20 protein-coding genes are annotated in these 24940 nt (G+C 65.1%); 10 read left to right on the plus strand and 10 right to left on the minus strand.

The window, feature by feature from the left end:
- Positions 1 to 14 precede the first annotated feature (14 nt).
- Positions 15 to 875 (minus strand): tRNA (adenine-N1)-methyltransferase, encoded by an 861-nt coding sequence (locus CH294_RS22050; protein ID WP_032403681.1) that lies wholly within the window; start codon positions 873 to 875, stop codon positions 15 to 17.
- A 344-nt stretch (positions 876 to 1219) separates the two neighbouring features.
- Between CH294_RS22050 and CH294_RS22055 the strand changes: the two genes are divergently transcribed.
- Together CH294_RS22055 and CH294_RS22060 are read left to right on the plus strand one after the other, a co-directional pair.
- The gene (locus CH294_RS22055; RefSeq protein WP_094610428.1) at positions 1220 to 2059 is read left to right on the plus strand and encodes a RecB family exonuclease; all 840 of its coding nucleotides are present in this window, start codon (positions 1220 to 1222) and stop codon (positions 2057 to 2059) included.
- Positions 2056 to 2868 (plus strand): thioesterase family protein, encoded by an 813-nt coding sequence (locus tag CH294_RS22060; protein WP_170944816.1) that lies wholly within the window; start codon positions 2056 to 2058, stop codon positions 2866 to 2868. Before CH294_RS22055 ends, CH294_RS22060 begins: the two co-directional genes overlap by 4 nt.
- A gap of 13 nt (positions 2869 to 2881) precedes the next feature.
- Here CH294_RS22060 and CH294_RS22065 read toward each other — a convergent pair whose 3' ends face one another.
- From CH294_RS22065 to metH, 5 genes are read right to left on the minus strand one after another with little or no spacing between them, the layout of a single operon-like run.
- A complete protein-coding gene (locus CH294_RS22065) occupies positions 2882 to 3238 on the minus strand; it encodes a PaaI family thioesterase (protein WP_094739079.1) in 357 nt (118 codons plus the stop codon).
- Positions 3239 to 4090: an ATP phosphoribosyltransferase gene (hisG, locus tag CH294_RS22070; RefSeq protein ID WP_032377881.1), complete on the minus strand. Its 852-nt coding sequence runs from the start codon at positions 4088 to 4090 to the stop codon at positions 3239 to 3241.
- A 49-nt stretch (positions 4091 to 4139) separates the two neighbouring features.
- Positions 4140 to 4421 (minus strand): phosphoribosyl-ATP diphosphatase, encoded by a 282-nt coding sequence (locus CH294_RS22075; RefSeq protein WP_179278375.1) that lies wholly within the window; start codon positions 4419 to 4421, stop codon positions 4140 to 4142.
- Between the two features lie 41 nt (positions 4422 to 4462).
- On the minus strand, positions 4463 to 5134 hold the full coding sequence (locus tag CH294_RS22080; protein WP_032403416.1) for an HAD family phosphatase: 672 nt from the start codon (positions 5132 to 5134) through the stop codon (positions 4463 to 4465).
- A complete protein-coding gene (metH, locus tag CH294_RS22085; RefSeq protein WP_032403415.1) occupies positions 5127 to 8696 on the minus strand; it encodes a methionine synthase in 3570 nt (1189 codons plus the stop codon). The genes CH294_RS22080 and metH overlap by 8 nt, the downstream gene beginning before the upstream one ends.
- A gap of 152 nt (positions 8697 to 8848) precedes the next feature.
- On the opposite strand from metH, the gene CH294_RS22090 reads away from it, so the two are divergent.
- The 8 genes from CH294_RS22090 to CH294_RS22125 all read left to right on the plus strand — a co-directional run bounded on the left by CH294_RS22090 (position 8849) and on the right by CH294_RS22125 (position 21426).
- Positions 8849 to 9763 carry a PAC2 family protein gene (locus CH294_RS22090; protein ID WP_052058405.1) on the plus strand — a complete coding sequence of 305 codons (915 nt, stop codon included), beginning with the start codon at positions 8849 to 8851 and terminating at the stop codon, positions 9761 to 9763.
- A gap of 101 nt (positions 9764 to 9864) precedes the next feature.
- Positions 9865 to 10212, plus strand: coding sequence for a hypothetical protein (locus CH294_RS22095; RefSeq protein ID WP_032377878.1), 348 nt, complete (start codon positions 9865 to 9867; stop codon positions 10210 to 10212).
- The gene (gene nirB / locus CH294_RS22100; protein WP_094739080.1) at positions 10212 to 12701 is read left to right on the plus strand and encodes a nitrite reductase large subunit NirB; all 2490 of its coding nucleotides are present in this window, start codon (positions 10212 to 10214) and stop codon (positions 12699 to 12701) included. Before CH294_RS22095 ends, nirB begins: the two co-directional genes overlap by 1 nt.
- Positions 12698 to 12997, plus strand: a complete 300-nt coding sequence (locus tag CH294_RS22105; protein ID WP_037150453.1) for a Rieske 2Fe-2S domain-containing protein — start codon at positions 12698 to 12700, stop codon at positions 12995 to 12997. The genes nirB and CH294_RS22105 overlap by 4 nt, the downstream gene beginning before the upstream one ends.
- Positions 12998 to 13073: 76 nt before the next feature.
- Positions 13074 to 14597: a TIGR02677 family protein gene (locus tag CH294_RS22110; RefSeq protein ID WP_032377875.1), complete on the plus strand. Its 1524-nt coding sequence runs from the start codon at positions 13074 to 13076 to the stop codon at positions 14595 to 14597.
- On the plus strand, positions 14594 to 16009 hold the full coding sequence (locus tag CH294_RS22115) for a DUF2398 family protein (protein ID WP_094739081.1): 1416 nt from the start codon (positions 14594 to 14596) through the stop codon (positions 16007 to 16009). The genes CH294_RS22110 and CH294_RS22115 overlap by 4 nt, the downstream gene beginning before the upstream one ends.
- Positions 16010 to 16013: 4 nt before the next feature.
- On the plus strand, positions 16014 to 20198 hold the full coding sequence (locus CH294_RS22120; protein WP_094739082.1) for a TIGR02680 family protein: 4185 nt from the start codon (positions 16014 to 16016) through the stop codon (positions 20196 to 20198).
- Positions 20188 to 21426 carry a DUF2399 domain-containing protein gene (locus tag CH294_RS22125; RefSeq protein WP_094739181.1) on the plus strand — a complete coding sequence of 413 codons (1239 nt, stop codon included), beginning with the start codon at positions 20188 to 20190 and terminating at the stop codon, positions 21424 to 21426. The genes CH294_RS22120 and CH294_RS22125 overlap by 11 nt, the downstream gene beginning before the upstream one ends.
- Here CH294_RS22125 and mshC read toward each other — a convergent pair.
- From mshC to CH294_RS22145, 4 genes are all read right to left on the minus strand, one after another.
- Complete coding sequence (gene mshC, locus CH294_RS22130; RefSeq protein WP_032403410.1) at positions 21423 to 22664, minus strand: cysteine--1-D-myo-inosityl 2-amino-2-deoxy-alpha-D-glucopyranoside ligase; 1242 nt, start codon at positions 22662 to 22664, stop codon at positions 21423 to 21425. The two genes, CH294_RS22125 and mshC, sit on opposite strands and share 4 nt — an antisense overlap.
- A gap of 24 nt (positions 22665 to 22688) precedes the next feature.
- Positions 22689 to 23462: an SCO1664 family protein gene (locus CH294_RS22135; RefSeq protein ID WP_170944826.1), complete on the minus strand. Its 774-nt coding sequence runs from the start codon at positions 23460 to 23462 to the stop codon at positions 22689 to 22691.
- 35 nt (positions 23463 to 23497) lie between these two features.
- Positions 23498 to 24088, minus strand: a complete 591-nt coding sequence (locus CH294_RS22140; RefSeq protein WP_032378488.1) for a DUF3090 domain-containing protein — start codon at positions 24086 to 24088, stop codon at positions 23498 to 23500.
- 136 nt (positions 24089 to 24224) lie between these two features.
- Positions 24225 to 24932 carry a histidine phosphatase family protein gene (locus CH294_RS22145; RefSeq protein WP_032403408.1) on the minus strand — a complete coding sequence of 236 codons (708 nt, stop codon included), beginning with the start codon at positions 24930 to 24932 and terminating at the stop codon, positions 24225 to 24227.
- Between the last annotated feature and the right edge of the window lie 8 nt (positions 24933 to 24940).

The following is a 24940-nucleotide window of genomic DNA, read 5'->3' on the forward strand; positions in this document are numbered from 1 at the left end:
ACCGCCGCGATCGGTCAGCCCTTACCGGACCGACGCTGCGGCTTGGGGGTGACGGTGCCCTCGGCGAGGCGTCGAACGCTCACGAGGAATGCCGTGTGCCCCTGCATACGGTGCTCGGGCCGAACCGCCAGTCCCACGACGTGCCAACCTCGGACCATCGACTCCCACGAACGGGGTTCGGTCCAGCATTCCTGTGCGCGTAGGGCTTCGACGACCTTGGACAGCTGCGTCACCGTGGCGACGTAGACCAACAGCACTCCGCCCGGAACGAGAGCCTTCGATACGGCAGGCAGTGCGTCCCAGGGAGCCAGCATGTCGAGAACCACCCGATCCACCTGCTCCCCCGGTCGATCGACACCGAACTGATCCACGTCGGCCACCGTCAGGTGCCAGTTGGACGGCCGCTCGCCGAAGAACGTCTCGACGTTCTTGATCGCGTAGTCGGCATGGTCCTGGCGGATCTCGTAGGAGATGACCGTTCCTTCCGTACCCACCGCACGCAGCAGCGAGCACGTCAGAGCGCCCGATCCGGCACCGGCCTCCAGAACGCGGGCTCCGGGGAACATGTCGCCCTCGTGGACGATCTGCGCTGCATCCTTGGGGTAGATGACCTGCGCGCCGCGCGGCATCGACAACACGTAGTCGGTCAACAGCGGCCGAAGCGCAAGGTACGGGGTGCCGTTGACGGAGGTCACGACGCTGCCCTCGTCGGCACCCAGCAACTTGTCGTGAGTGATTCCGCCTCGGTGGGTGTGGAATTCCTTGCCCGCCTCGAGCACCACCGTGTAGTGCCTGCCCTTGCCGTCGGTGAGCTGCACTCGATCTCCGACGCGGAACGGCCCACTGCGGGCGGGTCCGGTCGGAACCGGTGCGATGGAGTTCTCGTCCGCAGTCGGGACCTGGTCGAGTTCGATCTCGTCGACCGTGGCGGTGACCACATCGTCCGCACTCGGAACCGGGACATCGACGAGCGCGTCGACCTCGGGCCCGTCGGTCGACGCGGACGCGGAATCACCGGTGGACACAGCGGAACCTGCTTTCGTTGTTCGGTTCGACGATCTACCGGAGCGGGCAGGCGTCGGGGACGACTCGACGTGCCAGACTACGGCCTTGACCGAAGTTGTCGGACCAGCGGCATAGTCTCGCAGTCGTGAGTATTTCCGTGTCGACACCCATCGACTTGCCTCTACTCGACCTCGGCGACAGCGCGCGACCGCCGCTGGCGGTGCCGAGCCCCCGCAGCACGCCGGCGTTGTCGCCCTCCCGCGCAGGCGATTTCAAGCAGTGTCCTCTGCTCTACCGCTTTCGCGCGGTCGACCGCATTCCGGAGGTGTCCACCGAAGCTCAGGTCAAGGGAACTGTGGTGCATGCCGCACTGGAGGCTCTCTACGCGTTGCCTGCGCAGGACCGAGTGCCGACGACTGCGCGCGACCTGGTGGATCCGGCGTGGGAGCGAGTGGTTGCCCAGTCGCCCGCCATCGAGTCGTTGGTTCCGGCCGACGAGCGGACGGCTTTTCTCGATCGCGCTCGGGCTCTGGTCGCCGGATACTACGAACTCGAGGACCCTACTCACTTCGAGCCCGAGTCCTGCGAGCAACGGGTGGAGATCGATCTGGACGACGGCACGCCGCTTCGGGGATTCATCGATCGAATCGACGTCGCACCCAACGGCATGATTCGCGTCGTCGACTACAAAACCGGTCGGGCACCGCGGGAGTTCACCGAGTCCAAGGCGTTGTTCCAGATGAAGTTCTACGCCTTGATGATCATGCGCATGCGCGGAGTCGTTCCGGCGCAACTGAAATTGATGTATCTGGCCGACAAGCAGGAACTGACCTACGCTCCCGACGAAGACGAGCTGCGCAGGTTCGAGCGCATGCTGTCCGCCATCTGGAAAGCGATTCTGGCCGCAGGCGAGACCGGTGACTTTCGCGCCAAGAAAGGCGCACTGTGCAAGTGGTGCGACCACCAGGCCCTGTGTCCCGAGTTCGGCGGCACTCCTCCGCCGTACCCGGGTTGGCCGCAGGTCGCATCGGAACAGACGGAGCCCGAGCTGTGACCATTCCGGACGCCTTCTTCGTTCCCGCCGGTGTCGGCAAGGACGGCTTCGAGAGGGTCACGGCCACCGAGAACACCGTCAGTCTGTGGGCACCGACGATGCAGCACGGCGCTCCGCCGTCCGCTCTACTGGTCCGTGCACTCGAGCGCGTCGACGCTCGGGAGGACACCCGTATCAGTCGAGTCGCGGTCGACATACTCGGTCCGATTCCGGTCGCGGACATCGAGATTCGGGCATGGACGGAGCGCCCCGGGGGCAACGTCGAACTCGTTGTTGCCGAATTGTGGGCGGAAAGTTCGTCCGGCACTGCTCGGGCGGTGGCTCGCGGCACCGCGTGGCGTATGCGCACCACACCGACGGAGGACGTCGAACACGGCGGCGACCCGGTGATGAAGCCGGTGGGAGACGGAGTCGACTACACCTTCGGGGGCACGTGGTCGTCGGGCTATCTCGACGCCGTCGAGTTCAAGATTCTCACCGGGCTCGGTGCCGATGGTCCCGGCGAGATCTGGGCCAGGCCCAAACCTGTTCTCGTCCAGGGTGAATCGATGACTCCGCTGGAGCGACTGTTCTCGATTGCGGACATCGCGAACGGAATCGGCGCGAAATTACCGATCGACGAATGGACCTTCTTGAACACCGACCTGACAGTGCACGTGTTCAGGGTGCCTCAGGGTGACTGGGTCGGAGTCTCGGCCGAAACCTCCACCGGTCCGGACGGAATCGCCATGTGTGCTGGCACTCTGAGCGACGAACTGGGTCCGGTCGGCCGAATCGCGCAGACGGTCCTGGTCCGGCGTCGCAACTGACGGCAGCGACCGATCAGGACGTGCGCGCTGTCACGACGGTGCCCTGAGCCACCGCGACAATCCGTTCCGTGTCCCCGTCGATCGAATACACGGCGCAGTGGCAGACAGCCTGGTTTCGGGTCGACGAGACCGAGTGCGCGCGGGCGATCAAATACTCGCCGGTTGCCGGCCTCGCGAAATCGACGGTGCAGTGCGCGGTCACCGCGTCGCCGCCGAGCGCGATTCCGCCGGCGAACGTCACGGCATTGTCGGCCAGATAGCTGATGACGCCACCGTGCACGAAGCCGTGTTGCTGTCGGAGCTCGGGTCGGTTATTGAGGCGAACCTCTACGATGCCACCGTCGGTGGAGACGAGTTGAGCCCGCCGGATCTAGAAGGCGCGGCACGACCTGATGTCGGACGCCAGGATAGCCTTTGCCCCCAACTCGGCGAGCTCGTCCATGACGTTGTTGTGAACTTTGCGAGAAACCATGGCGCGCACGGCAACCCAGTTGTCGTCGACCATCGGCGCCAGCGTGGGCGACTCGATGCCCGGGGTGATCTTGACGGCCTCGTCGAGAATCGACTTCGGGCAGTCGTAATCGAGCATCAGGTACTGCTGTGCGAATACGACGCCTTGCACGCGGGCGATGAGCTGCTTACGCGCGGAATCGGTACCCGGGGTGCCTGCGCGCTCGATGAGTACGCCCTCCGAATCGCAGAGCGATTCACCGAAGGCCACCAGGTTGTTCTGGCGCAGTGATCGGCCCGATTCGACGACGTCGGCAATGGCGTCGGCGACCCCGAGCTGGATGGAGATCTCGACCGCGCCGTCGAGGCGGATGACCGTGGCCTCCAACCCCCGCTGCGCCAAGTCCGCGCGCACCAGATTGGGGTAAGACGTGGCGATGCGGAGTCCGCCCAAGTCCTCGGGTGCCCATTCCTTGCCCGCGGGCGCCGCGTAGCGGAACGTCGAGCGGCCGAATCCGAGCGCCAAGCGCTCTTCGACGGCAGCACCCGAATCGAGGGCCAGGTCGCGGCCGGTAATGCCCAGATCCAACTGGCCGGATCCGACGTAGATCGCAATGTCCTTGGGGCGGAGGAAGAAGAACTCGACGCCGTTCGCTGGATCGAGAACCGTCAGGTCCTTCGAGTCGCTTCGGCGCCGATAGCCGGCCTCGCTGAGAATCTCTGCGGCGGACTCGGAGAGAGCGCCCTTGTTGGGTACGGCTACGCGCAGCATGGAGTTTTCCTTCTTCGGTGAGTTCGTGGGAGACATGCGGGTCCTCGACTCACAGATGTCGGTAGACGTCCTCGAGCTCGATGCCCCTGCCCACCATCATCACCTGGACCCAGTACAACAGCTGCGAGATTTCCTCGGCGAGCGCCTCGTCGCTTTCGTGCTCGGCTGCGATCCACACTTCGCCCGCTTCTTCGAGAACCTTCTTGCCCTGAAAATGAACTCCCGCATCCAACGCTGCGACGGTGCCCGAGCCCTCCGGGCGGGTCTTCGCGCGGTCGGTGAGCTCGGCGAACAGGGAATCGAAAGTCTTCACGGATTCGTATTCTTTCACGTCGGTATCCAGCGGAATCAGTTCGGTCGAGATTCGAGGAATCAGGCTGCCCAGGCCCGCCGGACGTCGTCGGCGGTGAGACCGACAAGACCGTCACGAATGGTGTACCCAGGAGCCGGCGGCACGGCGATCTCCGAGGGAACCACCAGCACGGGGCATCCCGCAGTGTGCGCGGACAGTGAGCCCGTAGGCGAGTCCTCGACCGCGAGGCAGGCTCCAGCGTCCACGCCCAGCAGTGCGGCACCGCGCAGGTACGGCGCTGGATGCGGTTTACCGACCTCCACCTCGTCGCCGGTGACCGTGATGTCGAAGTATTCGCGGCCCAACGTGTCCAGAGCTCGCTCGACCAGACCGCGCTCGGTGTTGGTGACGAGGCCGGTGGACAGACCCATCTCGCGAACCAGAGCGAGCGCATCCTTGGCACCGGGCCGCCAGGGAATACCCTCGGCGAACAGGTCCCCGACACGGGTCGTCAGCCACTCACGACCCTCGGTCAGGTGCTCGTCGGTGACCTCGACCGATGCGTGTGCCAGGACCTTGCGTAATGCATCCCACATCGAATTTCCGAGGGTGCTCTCGCGCACTTCTGCGCTGAGTTCCGTCCCGAGATTTCGTGAGTACTCACCGATCGCGACGTCCCAGATCTTCTCGGAATCGAGCAGTGTGCCGTCCATGTCCCACAGGACACCCTGCAGGTGAATTCCACTAGACATTGAAGTACTTGGCCTCCGGGTGATGAAGTACGAACGCATCGGTCGACTGTTCGGGATGGAGCTGCAGCTCCTCGGAGAGCTTCACGCCGATTCTCTCGGGCTCGAGCAGAGCGGCGAGCTTGATCCGGTCTTCCAGATCGGGGCATGCCCCGTAGCCGAACGAGTAACGAGCACCGCGGTATTCGAGTTTGAAGTACCCCTCGGCCTCGGTGGGATCCTCCGCGGCGACCGATTTGCCGTCGGACAGTTTCAGTTCTTCGCGCACTCGACGATGCCAGTATTCGGCCAACGCCTCGGTGAGCTGGACACCGATTCCGTGCACCTCGAGATAGTCGCGGTACGAGTCGGCAGCGAACAGCTCGTTCGCGAAGTCGGCAATGGGCTGGCCCATTGTCACCAGGTTCATCGGCAGAACATCGACTTGGCCGGATTCTCGTGCAGCCGTACGCGACCGAACGAAATCCGAGATGCAGAGGAATCGGTCACGGTGCTGACGGGGGAACGTGAACCGGAAGCGTTCGGGTGCATCGGGTTCGGGCTCGGTGAGCACGACGACGTCGTCGCCCTCGGAGACCGCCGGGAAGTACCCGTACACCAGTGCGGCGTGTGCGAGTATGCCGTCGGTGCTCAGGCGATCCAGCCAATACCGCAGGCGCGGTTTGCCTTCCGATTCCACCAGGTCTTCGTAGGTGGCACCTTCACCCTTGCGAGCACCGCGCAGGCCCCATTGCCCGAGGAACAGTGCGCGCTCGTCGAGCAGACCCGAGTAGTCGGCCAAGGACACGCCTCGGACGATGCGAGTACCCCAGAACGGCGGAACCGGAATGTCGATATCGGCTGCGACATCGGATCGTTCGGGCACGACGACCGGTGCCTCCGCAGCCTTGCGCTTCTCCGCGATGCGCTTGGACCGCTCATGGCGTTCCTTGCGCTCGGCGGCCTTGGCCTTCGCTTCGAGTGCCTCCGGACTGTCGGGAGCCGGACCCCCACCGCGTTTGGTGGTCATGATGGTGTCCATCAAACGCAGGCCCTCGAATGCGTCTCGCGCATAGTGGACGTCACCCTCGTACACATCTTGCAGATCGTTCTCGACATACGACCGCGTCAACGCTGCTCCACCGAGCAGGACCGGGAACTGTTCCGCGACGCCCTTGGAGTTGAGTTCGATCAGGTTGTCCTTCATGACGACGGTCGACTTCACCAGCAGCCCGGACATCCCGATCACGTCGGCGCGCTTGTCTATCGCGGCTTCGAGGATGGTCGAAATCGGTTGCTTGATACCGAGATTGACGACCTCGTAGCCGTTGTTGCTCAGGATGATGTCGACGAGGTTCTTCCCGATGTCGTGGACGTCGCCCTTGACGGTACCGAGCACGATACGACCCTTGCCGTCGTCGTCGGTCGCCTCCATGTGCGGCTCCAGATACGCCACCGCAGCCTTCATCACCTCGGCGGAGGCAAGCACGAACGGCAACTGCATCTGACCGGAACCGAACAGCTCCCCCACGGTCTTCATGCCCGAGAGCAACGTCTCGTTGATGATCTCCAGCGGCGGCTTCTCGGTCATCGCGGCATCCAGATCGACGTCGAGACCGTTGCGTTCGCCGTCGACGATGCGGCGTTCGAGTCGCTCGAACAGTGGCAGACGACCCAGTTCCTCAGCGCGAGATTCCCGGGCCGATGCTGCCGAGACGCCCTCGAACAGCTGCATCAGCTTCTGCAACGGGTCGTAGCCTTCGCGGCGGCGGTCGTACACCAGATCCAGAGCGGTCTCGCGCTGCTCGTCGGGAATCTTGTTCATCGGCAGGATCTTCGACGCGTGCACGATGGCGGTATCGAGGCCGGCCTGTGTGCACTCGTGCAGGAAGACCGAGTTCAGCACCTGGCGTGCAGCGGGATTGAGACCGAACGAGATGTTCGACAACCCGAGGGTGGTGTGCACCTTCGGATACTTCTCCTTGAGCTGCCGGATCGCCTCGATGGTCTCGATGCCGTCGCGTCGAACCTCTTCCTGGCCGGTGGAAATCGGGAAGGTGAGGGTGTCGACGATGATGTCCTCGTGGCGCAGGCCCCAGTTCTCGGTGATGTCGGTGATCAGGCGATCTGCGACACGCACCTTCCATTCGGCCGTACGGGCCTGGCCTTCCTCGTCGATGGTGAGGGCGACGACGGCGGCACCGTGTTCCTTGACCAGACGCATGATCTTCTGGAACCGCGAATCGGGCCCGTCGCCGTCCTCGTAGTTGACCGAGTTGACGGCGCTACGGCCGCCGAGGTGCTCCAGACCGGCTTCGAGTACGGCCGGTTCGGTGGAGTCGAGCATGATCGGCAGCGTCGACGCGGTCGCCAATCTGCTTGCGAGCGCGGCCATGTCGGCGGCACCGTCGCGGCCGACGTAGTCGACGTTGAGGTCCAACATGTGCGCCCCGTCGCGCGTCTGATCCTTGGCGATGTCGAGGCACTTCTCGTAGTCCTCGGCCAGCATCGCGTCGCGAAATGCCTTGGAGCCGTTGGAGTTGGTGCGCTCACCGATCATCAGGATGCTGGCGTCCTGCTCGAACGGAACGGCAGTGTAGAGCGAGGAGACACCCGGCTCCGGCGCGGGCCGGCGCTCGAGCTTCGTGGCTGAGTGCACCATGTCGGCAACCTGACGGATGTGCTCGGGGGTGGTTCCGCAGCAACCGCCGACCAGAGCCAGCCCGTACTCGTTGACGAAACCGCTCAGCGCCGTGGCCAGTTCGGGTGCGGTCAGCGGGTACTCCGCTCCCTTTGCACCCAACGTCGGCAGACCGGCATTGGGCATCACCGACACCGGCAGCCGCGAATGCTTGGACAGATGGCGCAGGTGCTCACTCATCTCGGCCGGACCGGTGGCGCAGTTGAGGCCGATCATGTCGATTCCGAGCGGTTCGAGCGCAGTGAGCGCTGCACCGATCTCGCTGCCGACGAGCATCGCACCCGTCGTCTCGACCGTCACGTGGGTGATGATCGGAATACGGACGCCCAGCCTGTCCATCGCGTGCTGGCTACCGATGATCGCGGCCTTGACCTGAAGCAAGTCCTGGCATGTCTCGACCAAAATGGCATCGGCTCCGCCGTCGATCATTCCCAGAGCGGCTTCGGTGTACGCGTCGCGCAGCCGGGCGAACGGAGCATGTCCGAGTGTGGGGAGCTTGGTCCCGGGGCCCATCGAACCCAGGACGTATCGGTCCATCCCGTCGCGGCCGGGGCCCATTTCGTCGGCGGTCTCGCGGGCGAGCCGGGTGCCTTTCTCGGCCAACTCACGAATTCGATCCTCGATGTCGTAATCGGCCAAGTTGGGCAGGTTGCATCCGAACGTGTTCGTTTCCACGGCGTCCGCACCGGCTGCGAAGTACTCGCGGTGGATCTCGCGCAGCACGTCGGGCCGGGTGGCGTTCAGAATTTCGTTGCATCCCTCGAGACCGAGAAAATCGTCGAGAGTCAGGTCGGCGTCCTGGAGCATCGTGCCCATCGCTCCGTCGCCGATGACAACGCGACGTGAAATCGCATCGAGCAGACCGGGCTTGTGTTGATCGGGCATCACTACAGAGTAGTGGGCACCGCAGTTCCCTCGGGTCGTAGGCTGTCGTGGTGAGTCCCCGAAACCTCGATGGCCAGTCCCCGAACGACGACGTTACCGAAAATACGGACATTCCGGGTGCCGACTCGGCCGTGCCGCTCGACGCCGCGTTGATCGAGGCCGTCCACGACGCTGTGGCCAATGCCACAGACCTCGACGATCTCGACGAGGACATTCCCGAATTGCGCTCCCCCATCCTGGTGGCTGCTTTCGAGGGCTGGAACGACGCGGGCGATGCGGCGAGCGGTGCCGTCGAGCACCTCGAGCTGATCTGGGATGCCAGTCCTCTTGCCGAGCTGGACTCGGAGGACTACTACGACTACCAGGTCAACAGACCGACGGTTCGCCAGGTGGATGGTGTCACCCGTGAGATCGAGTGGCCGTCGACTCGGTTGTCGGTGTGTTCGCCTCCCGGCAGCGACCGTGACGTGGTGCTGCTGCGCGGCATCGAGCCGAACATGCGGTGGCGCAGCTTCTGCGACGACCTGCTCGAGTTCGTCGAACAGCTCGGCGTCGAGACCGTCGTCATCCTGGGAGCACTGCTGGCCGACACCCCGCACACCAGGCCCGTTCCGGTCACCGGCACCGCCTACAGCACCGAGTCGGCCGAACAGTTCAATCTCGAACAGACCCGATACGAGGGCCCGACGGGAATCACCGGCGTGTTGCAGGACGAATGCGTGAAGGCCGGCGTCCCTGCGGTGTCGTTCTGGGCCGCCGTGCCCCACTACGTCTCGCAGCCGCCGAATCCCAAGGCGACCGTTGCATTGCTGCAGCGGGTCGAGGACGTGCTCGACATCGAGGTACCGCTCGGCGAACTTCCCACCCAGGCCGAGGAGTGGGAAGAAGCGGTCAACGAGATGACGAAAGAGGACGAGGAGATCAGCGAATACGTGCGCAGCCTCGAAGAGCGCGGCGATGCCGAGGTGGACATGTCCGACGCGATAGCGAAGATCGACGGCGACGCCATTGCAGCCGAGTTCGAGAAGTACCTGAGGCGCCGCGGCCCCGGCAACTTCGGACTCTGACCCGAGCGCACACGATGAACCGGCGCTCGGTGAGGTATTTCTGATGCCGACGTAACGTCACCGCATCGGTGGCGTCACCCCGACACCGCAACCTCGTGGGTATGGCCAGCACACCACGATTTCTGCAAGGCGTCTTCTCCTTCTCCGGCAACGGCCTGGACAAGCCCGAGTTGATCGATCCCAGCCTGAGTTTCGTCGTGCCCGAGGGTGTGACGGCCCAACCGCTGTACTTCCGGGGTGGAAACTCCAGCGACGAACTCGTGGTCGTGACTCTGCTGCGCGACGGTAGCCCGATGCGCATCTTCCCGATGGGAGCCAAGAGCGGGGTCAACATCCCCCTCCGTGTGGTCGAGGACGTCGATCCGGACACCGTCCTCGAGTTGGTCGTCGCTGCCCCGGCCGGAACCACCGGAGAGGTCGTCGTCGATTTCGGTCTGGTGCTCGTCTGATGACTGCAGGCAAGCAGCGGCTGTTGGTGATCGGCAACGGAATGGCCGGTGCGAGAACGGTCGAGCAGATCCTCGAGCGTGACGGCAGCTCGTTGTTCGAGATCACGATGATCGGCGACGAGCCGTACGGCAACTACAACCGAATCATGCTTTCGCACGTGCTGTCCGGTGAGACCACCGTCGATGACGAGGATCTGATCCTCAATCCCATGAGTTGGTACAGCGACAACGGCGTGACACTGCACGTGGGCGATCGTGCCGTGTCGTTGGATCGATTCTCCAAGACCGTTGTGTGCGAGAGCGGTCGGTCCGTCGACTACGACGTGCTGATCATCGCAACGGGAAGCAACACGTTCTTCCCGAACATGGACGGTCTCCGCGAATCCGACGGCAGACTGGCACGCGGCGTGTTCGGCTTCCGGACCATCGCAGACACCAATGGCATGCTGCAGATGGCAGAGTCTCGCGACGACGTCTGCGCCGTCGTCATCGGCGGCGGACTGCTCGGACTCGAAGCCGCGTACGGTCTGCGGACCCAGGGGCTCGACGTGAACGTGGTGCACTCCCCCGGACACTTGATGAACCAGCAGCTCGACGAGCGCGGTGGACGAGTGCTGCGCAACAAGATCGAGTCGCTCGGGGTCGGAGTGCACACCTCGAAGAGAACCACCTCGGTGTTGCGTTCCGAGGACGGTGTCGTCACCGGCGTCGGGTTCAACGACGGCACCTCGCTTGCTGCGGACATGGTCGTCGTCACCGCCGGTATCCGCCCCAGTGTCGACTTCGCTCGCGCCGGCGGTTTGGTGATCGAACGAGGAATCGTGGTCGACGACCAATTACGTTGCGAGGACGAAGGTTCCATCTACGCCGTCGGTGAATGCTGCCAACATCGCGGCGAGGTCTACGGCCTCGTTGCGCCACTGTGGGAGCAGGCCGTCGTATTGGCCGACGTGCTCACGGGTGCGAATCCCACTGCGGCGTATCATGGTTCGCGTCTGACGACCAAGCTCAAGGTGGCCGGTGTCGACGTCGCCTCGATGGGGATCACCGCCCCCGAGCGCGACGACGACGAGTTCGTCCAGTTCTACGAGCCGCGCAGTGGCACGTACAAGTCGGTGATCGTGCGGGGCAACAAACTGGTCGGTGCCACTCTGCTGGGCGACATCTCCAAGGCCAACTTCCTGACTCAGGCATTCGACGAGAAAGTACCACTGCCCGACGAGCGCATCAGCATGCTCTTCGATATGGGAACTCCCTCTGCGGCAACAGGAGCCGCGGAATTGGCCGACGACGTCCAGGTGTGCAACTGCAACGGTGTCACGAAGGGTGCCATCGTGGCCTGCGTGCACGCGGGTGCCAAGAATCTGAGCGACGTGACCGCGAAGACCCGCGCGGGCAAGGGGTGCGGCTCGTGCAAGGGGCTGGTGAAAGACATCATCGCGTGCGCAGCGGGCGGTGCCGTCGAAGCAGACCCCACCGCGGACTGGTACGTGCCGTGTATCCCGATGACGAAGCCGGAACTGATCGACGCCGTCCGAGCGCAGGATCTGCGGGCGGTGTCGCAGGTGTTCACAACGCTCGCGACCGACGGCCTCGAGGACGCCGCCGCCAAGATGCCGTTGGCGTCGTTGCTGCGCACCGTGTGGGGTCCGGATTGGGTGGACGAGCGCGGCGCGTTGTTCATCAACGATCGTGTGCACGCCAATATCCAACGGGACGGCACGTTCTCGGTGGTGCCGCAGATGAAGGGTGGCGTCACCACACCGGATCAGCTGCGAAAGATCGCCGACGTCGCAGACAAATACAGCGTTCCGCTGGTCAAGGTGACCGGCGGACAACGCATCGACCTGCTCGGCATCAAGAAGGAAGACCTGCCGAAGGTGTGGGGCGATCTGGACATGCCCTCGGGGTTCGCGTACGGCAAGAGCATGCGCACGGTGAAGACCTGCGTGGGCAGCGACTTCTGCCGCTTCGGCCTCGGCGACTCGACTGCTCTCGGTATCGCCCTCGAAGAGCGGTTCCAAGGCCTGGAGACTCCGGCGAAGTTGAAGCTCGCGGTAGCAGGGTGCCCTCGCAACTGTTCGGAGGCACTGTGCAAGGACTTCGGCGTCGTCTCGGTGGGCGAGGACAAGTGGGAGATCTACGTCGGAGGCGCGGCAGGCGCACACATTCGCAAGGGCGATCTACTGGCTACCGTGACGGGGGCCGAGGAGGTTCTGACCGTGGCAGGCAGGTTCATTCAGCACTACCGCGAGAACGCCCAATGGCTCGAGCGAACGTACGCGTGGGTTCCGCGCCTCGGCCTGGAAGAACTGCAGAGCGTGCTGATCGACGACCGTGACGGCATCGTGGCCGGACTCGACGAGCGAATGCAGGCATCGGTGGACGGCTACGTCGACCCGTGGCAGGACCGCGCGGCACCCAGATCACCCGCGCAGTTCACCCCGTCGCTGCCACTGCTTCCGCTGCCACAGGTACCGGTCCGATGAGCGTGCCGGTGGGGGCGGTCGAGGACCTGACGCCCGGTGAGGGCAGGGCCTACGTGGTGGACGGCAAGCAGGTGGCTGTGTTCCTGCTCGGTGACGGCTCGGTGCGGGCGATGGATGCCATCTGCCCACACAAGGGCGGGCCACTGGCGGACGGTCAGATCGACGGATCCATCGTCGTCTGCCCACTCCACCAGTACACGTTCTCGCTCGACGACGGCTCCTGCCCCAGCGGCATCGACTCCGTGCGCACCTACCCCGCCGCTGTGGTGGACGGGAAAGTGACCGTCGAGCTCTAACCGGCACGGTTGAACGACCGAGACCCGTGGCCAGGGTCATTCCGCAGGCTCCACTCCTACCCCCTACCCTGTTCCAGTGAGCGATTCAGGTGAGGACGCACGGCTGGGCGCCGTGAACGCGTTCGTGGAGGAGGACCGTCTCGGTCTGTTCTCGTTCGCCGTTGCCGAGAAGCGATCCGAGTACCTGGCAGTCCTGCGGGCCTTCGACACCGCACGAGCCAATTACGTCGTCCTGCTGCACTCCGGAGACGTGGCCGACCTCATCGCCCGCAGCCCCGGTCGGCACGCCGCACTGACCACACTCGACATCGCGCCCCTCCTCGATCAGCTCCACGCCTGGGGCCTGCTCGAACGCAGCTACGACGGCACCCGCGCGGCGACCCTCGCCGAATACCGCAACCGTCACTTCGTCTACCAGTTCGGCCAGGCCGGCTACAAGGCGTACCGCGCGGTCGAGGACGTGCTCGGCGCCCGCCTGGACGACGCGTCACTGTCGCGGTTGGTGTTGCCCGAGCTGCTGGCCGACATGCACGAGCTGGCCGAGGCGAACCGTCAGGCCGACGGCGATCGCATCTACCGCAAGCTGAGCAGACTCGATTCGACGCTGTCGGAGATGGCGACCCGCGCCGCACATTTCTACTTGGTGCTGGGCGATCTGGTGCGCACCACCGAAATCACTCCCGAGTCGTTTCTGGTCCACAAGGATGCGTTGCTGACGCACATGCGCGAGTTCAGCTCGGATCTCACCCGCTACGCCCCGAAGCTGGCGGAGGCGATCGCGCTCGTCGAGAGCACCGGCATCGAGGAGCTCGTCGAGCGCGCCGCGATCAGCGACGAACGAGTATTTCTCTCCGTCGACGAACGGCGAGCCGACTGGACCGACCGCTGGGCCGGCCTGTCGCACTGGTTCGTCGCGGCGGAGTCCGAACTCAGCGAGTCCGAGCGACTCCGCGAAGGCACGATGAGCGCGATTGCCGCCGTGCTGTCGCTCCTACGCCGCGTCACGGAGACCCGCAGGGGTGGCGTGAGCAGGGAAAGCCAATTGCGGCATCTGGCCGGTTGGTTCGCGGCCACGCCTACCGAGGACAGCGCACACGCCCTGTTTCACGCAGTGTTCGGTCTCGGCAGGCCCAGGCACCTGTCGATGGTGCATCCCGATGCCGACATCATCTCCACGTCCCGATCGTGGTGGGAGGCTCCACCGGTCGAGATTTCCCGCACCCTGGCCGAGACCGGCCGCACCCCGACTCCCGGCGTTCCGGGTCGGGTGCAGCGCAACGACGGCGGCATCAGGCGGCTTCGGGAGCAGCAACTGGACGCGCAGCGATCACGCAGTGCCGCAGCGCAGTCGCTTGCGTCGGCCGGAATCCACGACCGAATTCTGAACGAGCAGGAAACCGAGGTGCTGTTGAGCCTGCTGAACGCTGCACTCACGGCGCGGGTACGGGTGAGTGGGCGGACCTCCGACTCGTCCGGATCGGACAGCGGCGTGCGCTTGACGCTGAGTGACAGCGACCGTTCGACGATCGTGCGGACCAGCCGGGGACGCCTGCATCTGGACCGCCTGTCTCTCGATGTCAGTGAGGTCGCTCGCCGATGAGAGCTCGCGAAATCTCCACCCTCGCACTGGATTCCTACCAGCGGGCCGCCCGGGTCGCGCTGTCGAATCACCTGGTGACCACGACGTATCCCGATAGGATTGCGCTGCCTCTGCTGCGCAGATGGGCCACCGAGTTACGCGAGGACCTGCTCGAACTGTTCGGATATCGCCTCGAGGTCACCGAGACCACGGCACGTCTGTACCCGGTGATCGATCGGCTCGACGACAGTCAACCCGCCCGAACAGCCACCGACCGAATCTTCGACCGACGTAGATACGCGTATCTGGCACTGGCACTGGCGGCACTCGGCAGGGCGGGCAACCAGATCACCCTCTCCGAGCTTGCCGATCATGTTGCGGCAGAAGCAAGTCAAGTAGACGGAGTAGAGCTGACGACCGACCGAGCGAGCGACCGAGACGCATTCGTCGACGCGATCGGCTGGCTTGCGACCCGCGGTGCGATCGCATTGGCCGACGGTGACGCCACCGGTTGGGCGAACAATCCGTCCGCAGGCGAGGCCCTCTACGACATCGACCGGCCTGTTGTCGTCGCACTCTTCCGGCCGCCTCGCGCCGTCCAGCATCTGCGATCGATTCGCGGTCTGTTGGCCGGCACGGACGCCGCGATCGATCTCGACGACTCCGATCAAGGACACACCGACTCCGGACGCGAAGCAGACCCGAAGGAAACGCTACGTGCAGTACGCCGAGCGTTGGTCGAGCAACCGGTCGTCTACCTCGACGATCTCGACCCGGACGGCCGCACTGCCCTGGCCGCACCGCGCACCGTTGCCGACGTCGAGTTGCTGACCGGTCTCGTTGCCGAGCGCCGTTCCGAGGGGGTGGCACTCATCGACACCTCGGGTCGGCTGTCGGACCACCGCTTCCCCAGCACCGGAACCATTGCCCAGGTCGCGTTGTTGATCGCCGGTGAGATCTCGGACCGAGTGATCGATCCGGATGCACCCGCGCTGGCGACCTACCCCCTACCCGACGGTGACGCCCTGATCGAGCAGTTGGACAGTGCCATTCCCGACGGTGGGATCTTCGGTGATCTCGCCGAGTTCGGGTTCGGTTCCGACGCAACGACATTCGACAGTGTGGACGAGAAGAAGCTGTATCCGTTGATCGAGGACAGTTGGTTGACCACGGTCGTCGATGATCTCGTCGAACGTTTCGGCCGCACCTTCGCTGCTCAGTGGCAGAGCGATCGGGACGGCCTACGGCTGCGTGCACTGGCACTACTGCATCGACTTCGCCTGGTGCACTGCGTGTCCGGCGGCGCGCTGGTACTGCCGGTGATCGCGCGCTACCGAGACGTGATGGTCAGCGTGCGTGATCGGACCCCGCAGGACTCACTGTTCGGCAACGGACAATCCCCCAGCACCGATCCATCCGAAGTAGAGGCTTGAGTAGATGACCGCACACTCGACACGTTTTCGGCCGACACGAGCAGGGATCGTCAACCTGTGGGACTACCGCGATCAGGAGTTCTCCTTCGCCGACGGTCGACTGGTGCTGCGTGGGCCCAACGGATCCGGCAAGACCAAAGCGCTCGAAGTATTGTTTCCTTTCGTCCTCGATGGTCGCATCGAACCGCGCCGACTCAATCCGTTCGCCGGTGAAGAGCGAACCATGAAGTCCAACCTGCTCTACCGAGGGCAGGAAAGTGCTCACTCGTACGTGTGGATGGAGTTCGGCCGCGGCTCGCGTGCGGACCCCGAATCGGTGACCGTCGGCATCGGCATGCGGGCCAGCCGTCAGAACGACAAGGTGACTCGTTGGTACTTCGTGGCCGACGGCCGAGTGGGCGTCGACTTCTCGTTGTTGGGCTCCGACGACCGGCCGTTGACGAAGAAGCAGTTGGCCGAACAACTCGGCAGCGACGCCATCACCGATCGTCCGGTCGACTACCGCGCCGCGATCGATGCCCGGATGTTCGGGCTCGGCGCGCAACGTTATGACCAGTTGATCAATCTGATTCTGACACTTCGCCGTCCGCAGTTGGCCAAGAATCTCGATCCGAAGGGACTGTCCCAGGCGCTGACCGATGGTCTGCGTCCTCTCGACGAGCAACTGGTGCTCGAGGCCGCACGATCCTTCAGTGACATGGAGGAAGTGGGACGTGCGCTGGAGGGGCTGGCTCAAGCCGACCAGGCAGCCAGGAACTTCGTGTCGGTCTATTCCAAATACCTTCGGGTGCAAACTCGTTCGGATGTCGAGCAAGTCTCGCGCCGGCTCGAGACCGTAACCCACGCGACCACTGCGCACTTCGCGGCGTCGGCGCTGAAGGACCGTCGACTGGTGGAGCGGGCGGCAGCCGAAACTCGATTCGACGAGGCCGAGCGTGCACTGGATCAGGCCGTCGCAGACCGCGAAACACTGCAGCGCTCGAGCGCGTACGAGGGCAAGCAGCAACTGGACGACCTGGCCGAATCTGCGGCAAAGCTGGAAGTGTCGACGGCGCAGCAGGCCGACCGGGCACGCAAAGCGCAAGCAGAACTGGAACAGCGCACCGCCGAGGCCGCTCGAGCGGACGCCGCACTCCGGGATTCCGTCTCCGGGGTGACCCGCGCGGAGGAAGAGCTGCAGACTGCAGCCGAGGACGCGGGCATCGTGTGGACACCGCTGCCGGGTACGGCTCGCAGTGACCAGATCAGTACCGCTCTTCGAGGGCACGCCGAGGAGCGGGACGGTGACGTACGCGCGGTTCGTGAGGCGCTGGCAACCGTCGAGAAGGCGTCCACGGAACGTGCTCGCGCGGAGAAGGCTGCAACGAAGGCGCGCGACTTGCTGGAGGCAGCGGCGGCAGCGGTCACCGAGGCCGAGGCGACCGTGGATCTCGAGAAGGCGCAGTTCGCTTCGGGACTGCGGACCTGGTGGTCGAACAACTCGGCGCTTTACTCCTCCGCGGGCATCACCTCCGCTGTGTTCGACGCCCTCGACGCGGCGTTGGCAGGCATCGGTGACGACGACGCCCCGAGCCTGGAATCGGTGCTCGCCGAGCAGACCGCAGACGGTATCGACGCAATTCGTGCCCGGCAGGCACAGGCACGCGTCGACGTGTCCACGCGCTCGGCCGAACTGAATGCGCTGCGCGACGAACTGTCTCTGGTTCGAGCCGAACACGACGACGCCCCGCCGCCGTTCGCTGCGCGGACCGACAGCCGTGCAGATATCTCGGGCGCACCGCTGTGGCAGCTGGTTCGATTTTCCGACGCGGTGTCCCCTGCCGACGCGGCGGGGATCGAATCCGCGTTGCAGGCCGCCAATGTGCTCGACGGTTGGATCCACCCGACCGCGGACTTCCCCGCCGACGCAGACTCGGAGCAGTATCTGGTGCCGCTACCGGAGGCCTCGAGGCCTTCCGGGGCAACGTTGGCGTCCGTTCTGGAACCGGAACCCGGAACGGCCGTACCGGCGTCCCGAGTCCTGGATCTGCTCGAATCCGTTGCATTGCAGCAGGAGCCGAACGATCGATCGGGCGGCGCTGTCGCGGTAAGTGTCGACGGCCGATACTGGCAGGGTGTGCAGCGGGGTCGACACGCGAAACCGGACGCCGAGTACATCGGTGCCACGGCGCGGGCTCGCCGGCGGGAGCAGCGCATCGCCGAACTCGGCAGCGCGATCGATACGGCAACGGCTGCGCTCGAGACCGCGACGGCCGACGAGCTGGCGGCACGCGAGCGGGTGCAGGCTCTGGGTGCGGCCGCCAAACAACTCCCCCGTGTCTCGTCCATCGTGAAGGCACAACGCGCCGTCACGGCCGCCGCTGGAGCGCTGCGCACCTCGAAGGATGGTTCCGTAGCCGCCGACCGCGAATTCGATCAGGCGATCGCGGATCTGTCCGCGAAGGAGAAGCAACTGCGCACCGTCGCCGTCGCCCATCGCACCCCTCACATCGGACGTGATGTCGATGCCCTTGCCGCAGCGATTCGCCATTTCGAGCACCAGGGCGCGGTGGTCATCCGCAAGCGCAGCGACCACACGCGCGAGAGCGAGCGGGCCCGCGAAGCCACCAACCGCCTCGAGGAAGCGACCGGTCTGGCCGAGGAGCTCGCCGAGGAAGCCGCGATAGCCGACGAGAACTACCGGCAACAGGTACAACGCCTCGAGCTCCTGAGCGAGAAGCTCGGTGCTACCGCCGAACAGATCGACACCGATCTCGAGAACGCACGCGAACGCATCGAGAAATGCCGCGTCGAGCAGCGGGCAGCCCGAAAAGCGGACAAGGAAGCCGGCGAAGCGATCGGCAAGGCCGAGGGTGCCTGCAACACGGCACTCGAAACCCTGCGCGCCGCGGTCACCGAAACCCTGACCGATGCGGTGCGGCTCGCGCCGTACGCCCGCAAGGATCTGCTCGCCATCCTCGGCGTCCACGAGACGTACGCGTGGCCGGCCAGTGACTCGGCGTGGCTGACGGTCGAACAGATCCTGTATCGAGTTCAGCAGGCCGACGGCCCGGACGACGTCGATCCGGTGCTTCCACCGGTGGTGAGCGCGTTGCATTCGGCACTCGACGCGGCGACGGCGTCGGTGAAAGTGAGTGACTCGAGCCGGAAGTCGACCCGAACGGCGCTGACGAGTGCGCTGCAGGAGTTCGACTCGCAACTGGCCGCATCGGGTCAGGACTACCGTCTGCAGTGGGATGCGCCGGACGGTTTGACGGTGGTACGAGTGCAGGACGAGCAGGGCTATTCGTCGGTCGGAGACTTCGCCGACCGAATCGGTTCGGCCAGGGCCGACCAGGAACTGTTGCTGACCGAGCAGGAGCGCCGGATTCTCGAGGATGCCCTGCTGACCGGTCTGGCGCAGCAGATCCACGAGCGCACTGTCGACGCCCGCGAGCTGATCGCTCAGATGTCCGCCGAGATGAAGCAACGCCGGATGTCCTCGGGCAACACGATCGGCGTGCACTGGGTGCTCGCGGACAACCTCGACGACGGGGCGCGGGCGGTGTCCAAACTGCTGGACCGCGACGCCTCGGCGCTGAACCAGGACGACCTGGCCGCGATGCGCGCCCACTTCGCGTCGGAGATCAGGATTGCCCGTGCCGCACATCCGGAACGGTCGTACCCCGAGATCCTTTCTGCGACACTGGACTATCGCCGTTGGCGGGTGTTCGCCTTCACGCTCATCAGTGGGGACGGAAACGAGGATCGCCTGACCGTCGCCCGGCACAGTGCGCTCTCCGGCGGCGAGCAATCTGTGTCGCTGCACCTGCCGCTGTTCGCGGCAGCGCACGTGATGCTGTCTTCCGCCGATCCGCACTCCCCTCGTCTGCTCGCTCTCGACGAGGCGTTCGCCGGTGTCGACGACAACGGCCGCAGCGAATTGTTGGGCCTGAGTGTGCAATTCGACCTCGACCTGTTCATGACCGGCTACGACCTGTGGATCACCTACGCGGACGTCCCCGGTTGCGCGCACTACGACCTGGCGCATTCGACGGCCGAGAACACCGTCAGTGCAGCGCTTCTGGTGTGGGAGAACGGCGAACTGTTCGCCGAACACGACGGCACCGACCTCGCGGCCGCACTCGGATCACCGTTGACGCGCCGTGTGCCGACCCGAACCGAAGGCGGGCTGGAGTTTGTCCAGTAACGGCGAATGGCGGGGCAGCGCGGAATTGTCTGCGCTGCTGGATGCTGCGCGAAAGAAGTTGGAGTCCAACTGGCTTCGGGTCGGTGGCAACATCACCGTCGATCTGAGCGATGCCCCGGAGTTGTGGCGTCTGTGCAGCGCCATCTCTCGGTCCAACTCCAGTCTGCATTCTCGGGCGCGGAGCACCAAGCTCGACCTCGAGCGGTTCGACGCGTGGCTGCGCCATCCGCTCAATGGTGGCGCCGGATTGATCGACACTCTCACCGAGCAGGCCCCGTTGCAGGACAAGAAGCGCATCGCTGCGGACAAGGCTCAGATGCGGGCGGACGCTCTGGATCGAGCCAGGGAGGTACTCGGCGGTGGTACCGATCGCGAGTGGATCGAGTACTGGATCGCATCGTTGCTCAATCAGGACGGCACGCTCGGCGGCCGCGTCGCCGTCGATGCACTGGCGGTGGCAACGCAGGTCCTGGCCCTGCTTCCGGTGGACGGGATGTCGCTCACCGAGCTGGCGGAACTGGCCACCGGTGATACCAAGGCCCTCGCGGGCGGAGGAGCCGCGAAGCTCGTCCTCGACGCACTGTCGTTGTGCGAGAACGTGCCTCGACCCGTCGACCCGGTGGGCATCAGGGCGCTGTGGGAGACGGCCGGGGTGTCGGTCGACGCACTGTCGAGTCGGGTCCTGGTTCTCGGCTACCGCGTCGACGAGAACCACACGGTGGCTCGTTGGCTCAACGACGCAGCGGACGAGGGCGTGCCTTTTCCCGTCACCGTGGACATGCTCGCGCGTGGCCCGCTCACGAACAGCTCGTCGAGAGTGTTCGTCTGCGAGAACATCGCTGTGCTCGCTGCTGCAGCCCGAACTCTCGGCTCGAGCAGCGCAAGCGTGATCTGCACCGACGGCCAGCCGTCGGCCGCGGTGCATCGGCTGCTGGCTTCGCGCGCTCCCGACACCGTAATCCAGTGGCGTGCCGACTTCGACTGGGCCGGACTGCACATGGTGAAACGAGCCGTGGATCGATACGGCGCGTCACCGTGGCGAATGGATGTCGATTCCTACCGGCACGGACTGGATGCGCGGAATTCGGAACCACTGAAGGGACATCCCACGGACAGTCCGTGGGACCCGGAACTGGCTGCCGCACTCCGTGATTCGGGTCGTGCGGTCATGGAAGAACGACTGATCCCGGATCTGCTGGCGGATCTACGCCTGGGGCCCGCGAACTAACGCAGCGGCACTCCGAGCAGCGCGTCGACGGCATCGGCGAAGGCACCGGGTGCACCTGCATCCGATCCACCCCGCTCGACTGCAAAACTAGCCCACGCGTCGAGAGCGTCGAGCGCCTTGGGTGTGTCGAGGTCGTCGGCCAGGTGCTGCCGGAGCCGGTTGATCACGTCGTCGGCCGACGCCGCCGCCTCGAGCGCCGCTGCCCGACGCCACAGCGCGAGCCGGGTGTGAGCCCGTTCGAGGACCTCGTCGGACCACGGTCGATCCTGCCGGTAGTGACCCGCCAACAGCCCGAGACGCACAGCGGCCGGATCGACGTTCTCGGCGCGGAGCTTGGAGACGAACACCAGGTTGCCGCGGCTCTTGGACATCTTCTCGCCGTCCAGCCCGATCATTCCCGTGTGCACGTAGTGGCGGGCGAAGCGGGGATCACCGGTCGCGGCCTCGGCGTGGGCCGCGGAGAATTCGTGGTGCGGGAAGATGAGATCGCTTCCGCCGCCCTGGATGTCGAAGCCGGTTCCGATGCGATTGAGTGCGATTGCGGCACACTCGATGTGCCAACCCGGTCGGCCGGGGCCCCACGGCGACGGCCACGACGGTTCGCCGGGACGCACCGCGCGCCACAACAATGCGTCGAGTGAATTTCGCTTGCCTGCGCGATCTGGATCGCCACCGCGCTCGGCGAAGAACGTGTCCATCGTGGGGCGGTCGTATCCGGACTCGTAGCCGAATTGCTCGGTGGCGTCGGCGCGGAAGTACACGTCGGGGTACTCGGCGTCGTCGACGACGTAGGCGGCCTTGGACGCAACCAACTTCTCCACCAGTTCGACGACCTCGTCGACGGACTCGACGGCCCCGATGTAGTCGCGAGGAGGGATCACCCGCAGAGCTTCCATGTCGGCGCGGAAGAGCTCGATCTCGCGTGCCCCCAGGTCGCGCCAGTCCTCACCGTCGCGGTCGGCACGCTCGAACAGCGGATCGTCGACATCGGTGACGTTCTGCACGTAGTGCACGTCGACACCGGCATCCCGCCACAACCGGTTGATCAGGTCGAACGTCAGGTAGGTCGCTGCGTGTCCCAGATGGGTGGCGTCGTACGGGGTGATGCCGCAGACGTACATGCGGGCGGTCGAACCCGGGGTGACGGGACGGACCTGGCGGTCGGCGGTGTCGAACAATCGAAGCGCTGGACCCTGTCCTGGGATTGTCGGGATCTCCGGGCTGGACCAAGAATGCATGCAGCCGAGCCTATCCGAGCCCGATCAGAAGGCGGGCCACGGTATGGGTCTGCTCGAACGAGGCTCCGGCATGACCGGGCGTGCGATGAGCTCCTGTGCCCGATCGAGAACCGCGATGGTTTCGGTCAGTGTGATCTTGTCCACCAGACGCGGGGCGGTGACGGCGTCGAAGGTCTCGACGAACCGAACGACGTCGTTCATCAACGCGTCGTCCACCGCCTGGCCGGCCCATCCCCACAGCACCGTGCGCAACTTGTTCTCGGCGTGCAGGCAGATGCCGTGATCGACCCCGTACACGTATCCGTCGAGACCTTCGAGCGCGTGTCCGCCCTTCCGGTCGGCGTTGTTGAGGATCACGTCGAGGACTGCCATCCGCTGCAGACGCGGATCGTCGGCGTGGATCAGCGCGATCTCTTCTCCCTCGCCGTCGTACGCCTGCAGCACCGGAATCCATCCTGCGGGTACCAGATCGGGTCGACAGATGTCGACGAGGTCGACCCTTCCTTCGGCGTGAACCTCGGGTGTGTCGATCCACTTCTGCACCATTCCGGGCCCGAACGGCCCGTCGCGCAGAACGGTCGGCGGTATCACACCCCAGCCGAGCGACTCGGATATCTCGTAGGACGCCACTTCGCGGCCCGCGAGAGTGCCGTCGGGGAAGTCCCAGAGCGGCACCTCCCCGCGAACGGGCTTGTAGACGCATCGGACAGACGAATCGCCCTCGCCCGCTTCGCACACCAGCGTGGCGTTGCTGGCCGAGACCACCCGCCCAACGATCGTGAGCTCGCCGGTCTCCATCGTTTCGCGGCCCTCGAACGGAGGCAGGTCGACGGTCAAGACTCGTCGACCTCGGTCACCGGTCCGAACGTCGCACCGCGGCGATATCCGTTGGTTCTGATGCAGACGTGTCCCTCGGGTGCCAACGGCTGTCCGCACAACGGGCACGGCGCGCGGCCCGCTGCGATCACGCGCTCGGATCGGACCGCGAATTCGCGAGCCTGAACCGGAGTCAGGAACACTCGGACTGCGTCGGGGCCTTCGTCGGTGTCGTCGAGTACGACGGATTCGTCCACCTCGACCTCACTGACAGCAAGCAGTTCCACCACGACTGCGTTGGCATCGGCGTCCCAGCCGAGTCCCATCGTGCCGACACGAAATTCGGTGTCGATCGGTGTCAGAAGCGGGCTGGTGTCCACCGTGTCCGTTTCCTCGGCCGGCACATCGGCTCCGAATCTGCGGTGCACTTCCTCGAGCAGAAGTCCCACCCGGTCGGCCAGGACCTGAACCTGCTGCTTTTCCAGCGCGACCGACACCACTCGTGCGTCGTGCACCGCTTGCAGAAAGAACGTTCGGTCGCCCGGTTCACCAACGGTCCCGGCAACGAAACGATCAGGGGTGCGAAAAACGTGTATTGCGCGCGGCATTGCACCTCCTAACGACTCGAACAGCTCCGCGTGGCACATCGCGGAACCTTCATTATCGGCCACAGATCGACCACGGACGGTATTGCTTGCTCTCCAGCCTGCCACCGATGGGGGCTTCGGTGCCGAATCGCCCGCCTCAGCTGCCGGCTCCACCGCCGACTACCGCGTCGGAAGAGCTCGAATTGTCCGATTCCGACGTGTCGGGCTCCTCGGCTTTCGGCACGAATGCACTGAGATCGGACCCGGTGTCGTTGGTCCGCAGAACGAACGGCCGCGTCGAGGTGTATCGAACGACACTGATCGACGCCGGGTCGGCGACGATGCGCTGAAAGGAGTCCAGGTGGGCACCCATCGCGTCCGACAGCACCGACTTGATGACATCGCCGTGTGAGCATGCCACCCACAGCACGTCCCGGCCGTGCTGCGCGGCCAACCGGGCGTCGTGCTCGCGCACGGCCTGCACCGCGCGCTGCTGCACCGTCGCCAGGCCTTCGCCGTCGGGAAACACAGCTGCCGATGGATGCTGCTGAACCACCTTCCACAGGGGCTCTGCCAGTAATTCCTTGATCGTCCGGCCGGTCCATTGTCCGTAGTCCACTTCCACCAGACGGTCCTCGACCACCGGCGACATGCCGAGCCTGGCCGCCAAGGGCTCCACTGTCTGCTCACACCGGAGCAACGGCGAACGGACGATCTCGGCGACCGGAAGCTCACCGAGGCGGTCCGCGACCGCCTGCGCCTGCTCGCGCCCACGGTCGTCGAGTTCGATGCCGGCACTGCGACCTGCGAGAGTGCCCGCGGTATTCGAAGTCGAGCGGCCGTGCCGAAGCAAGATGACTGTCATTGCTCTGA

Source organism: Rhodococcus sp. 14-2483-1-1, assembly GCF_002259335.1.
Classification (GTDB): domain Bacteria; phylum Actinomycetota; class Actinomycetes; order Mycobacteriales; family Mycobacteriaceae; genus Rhodococcoides.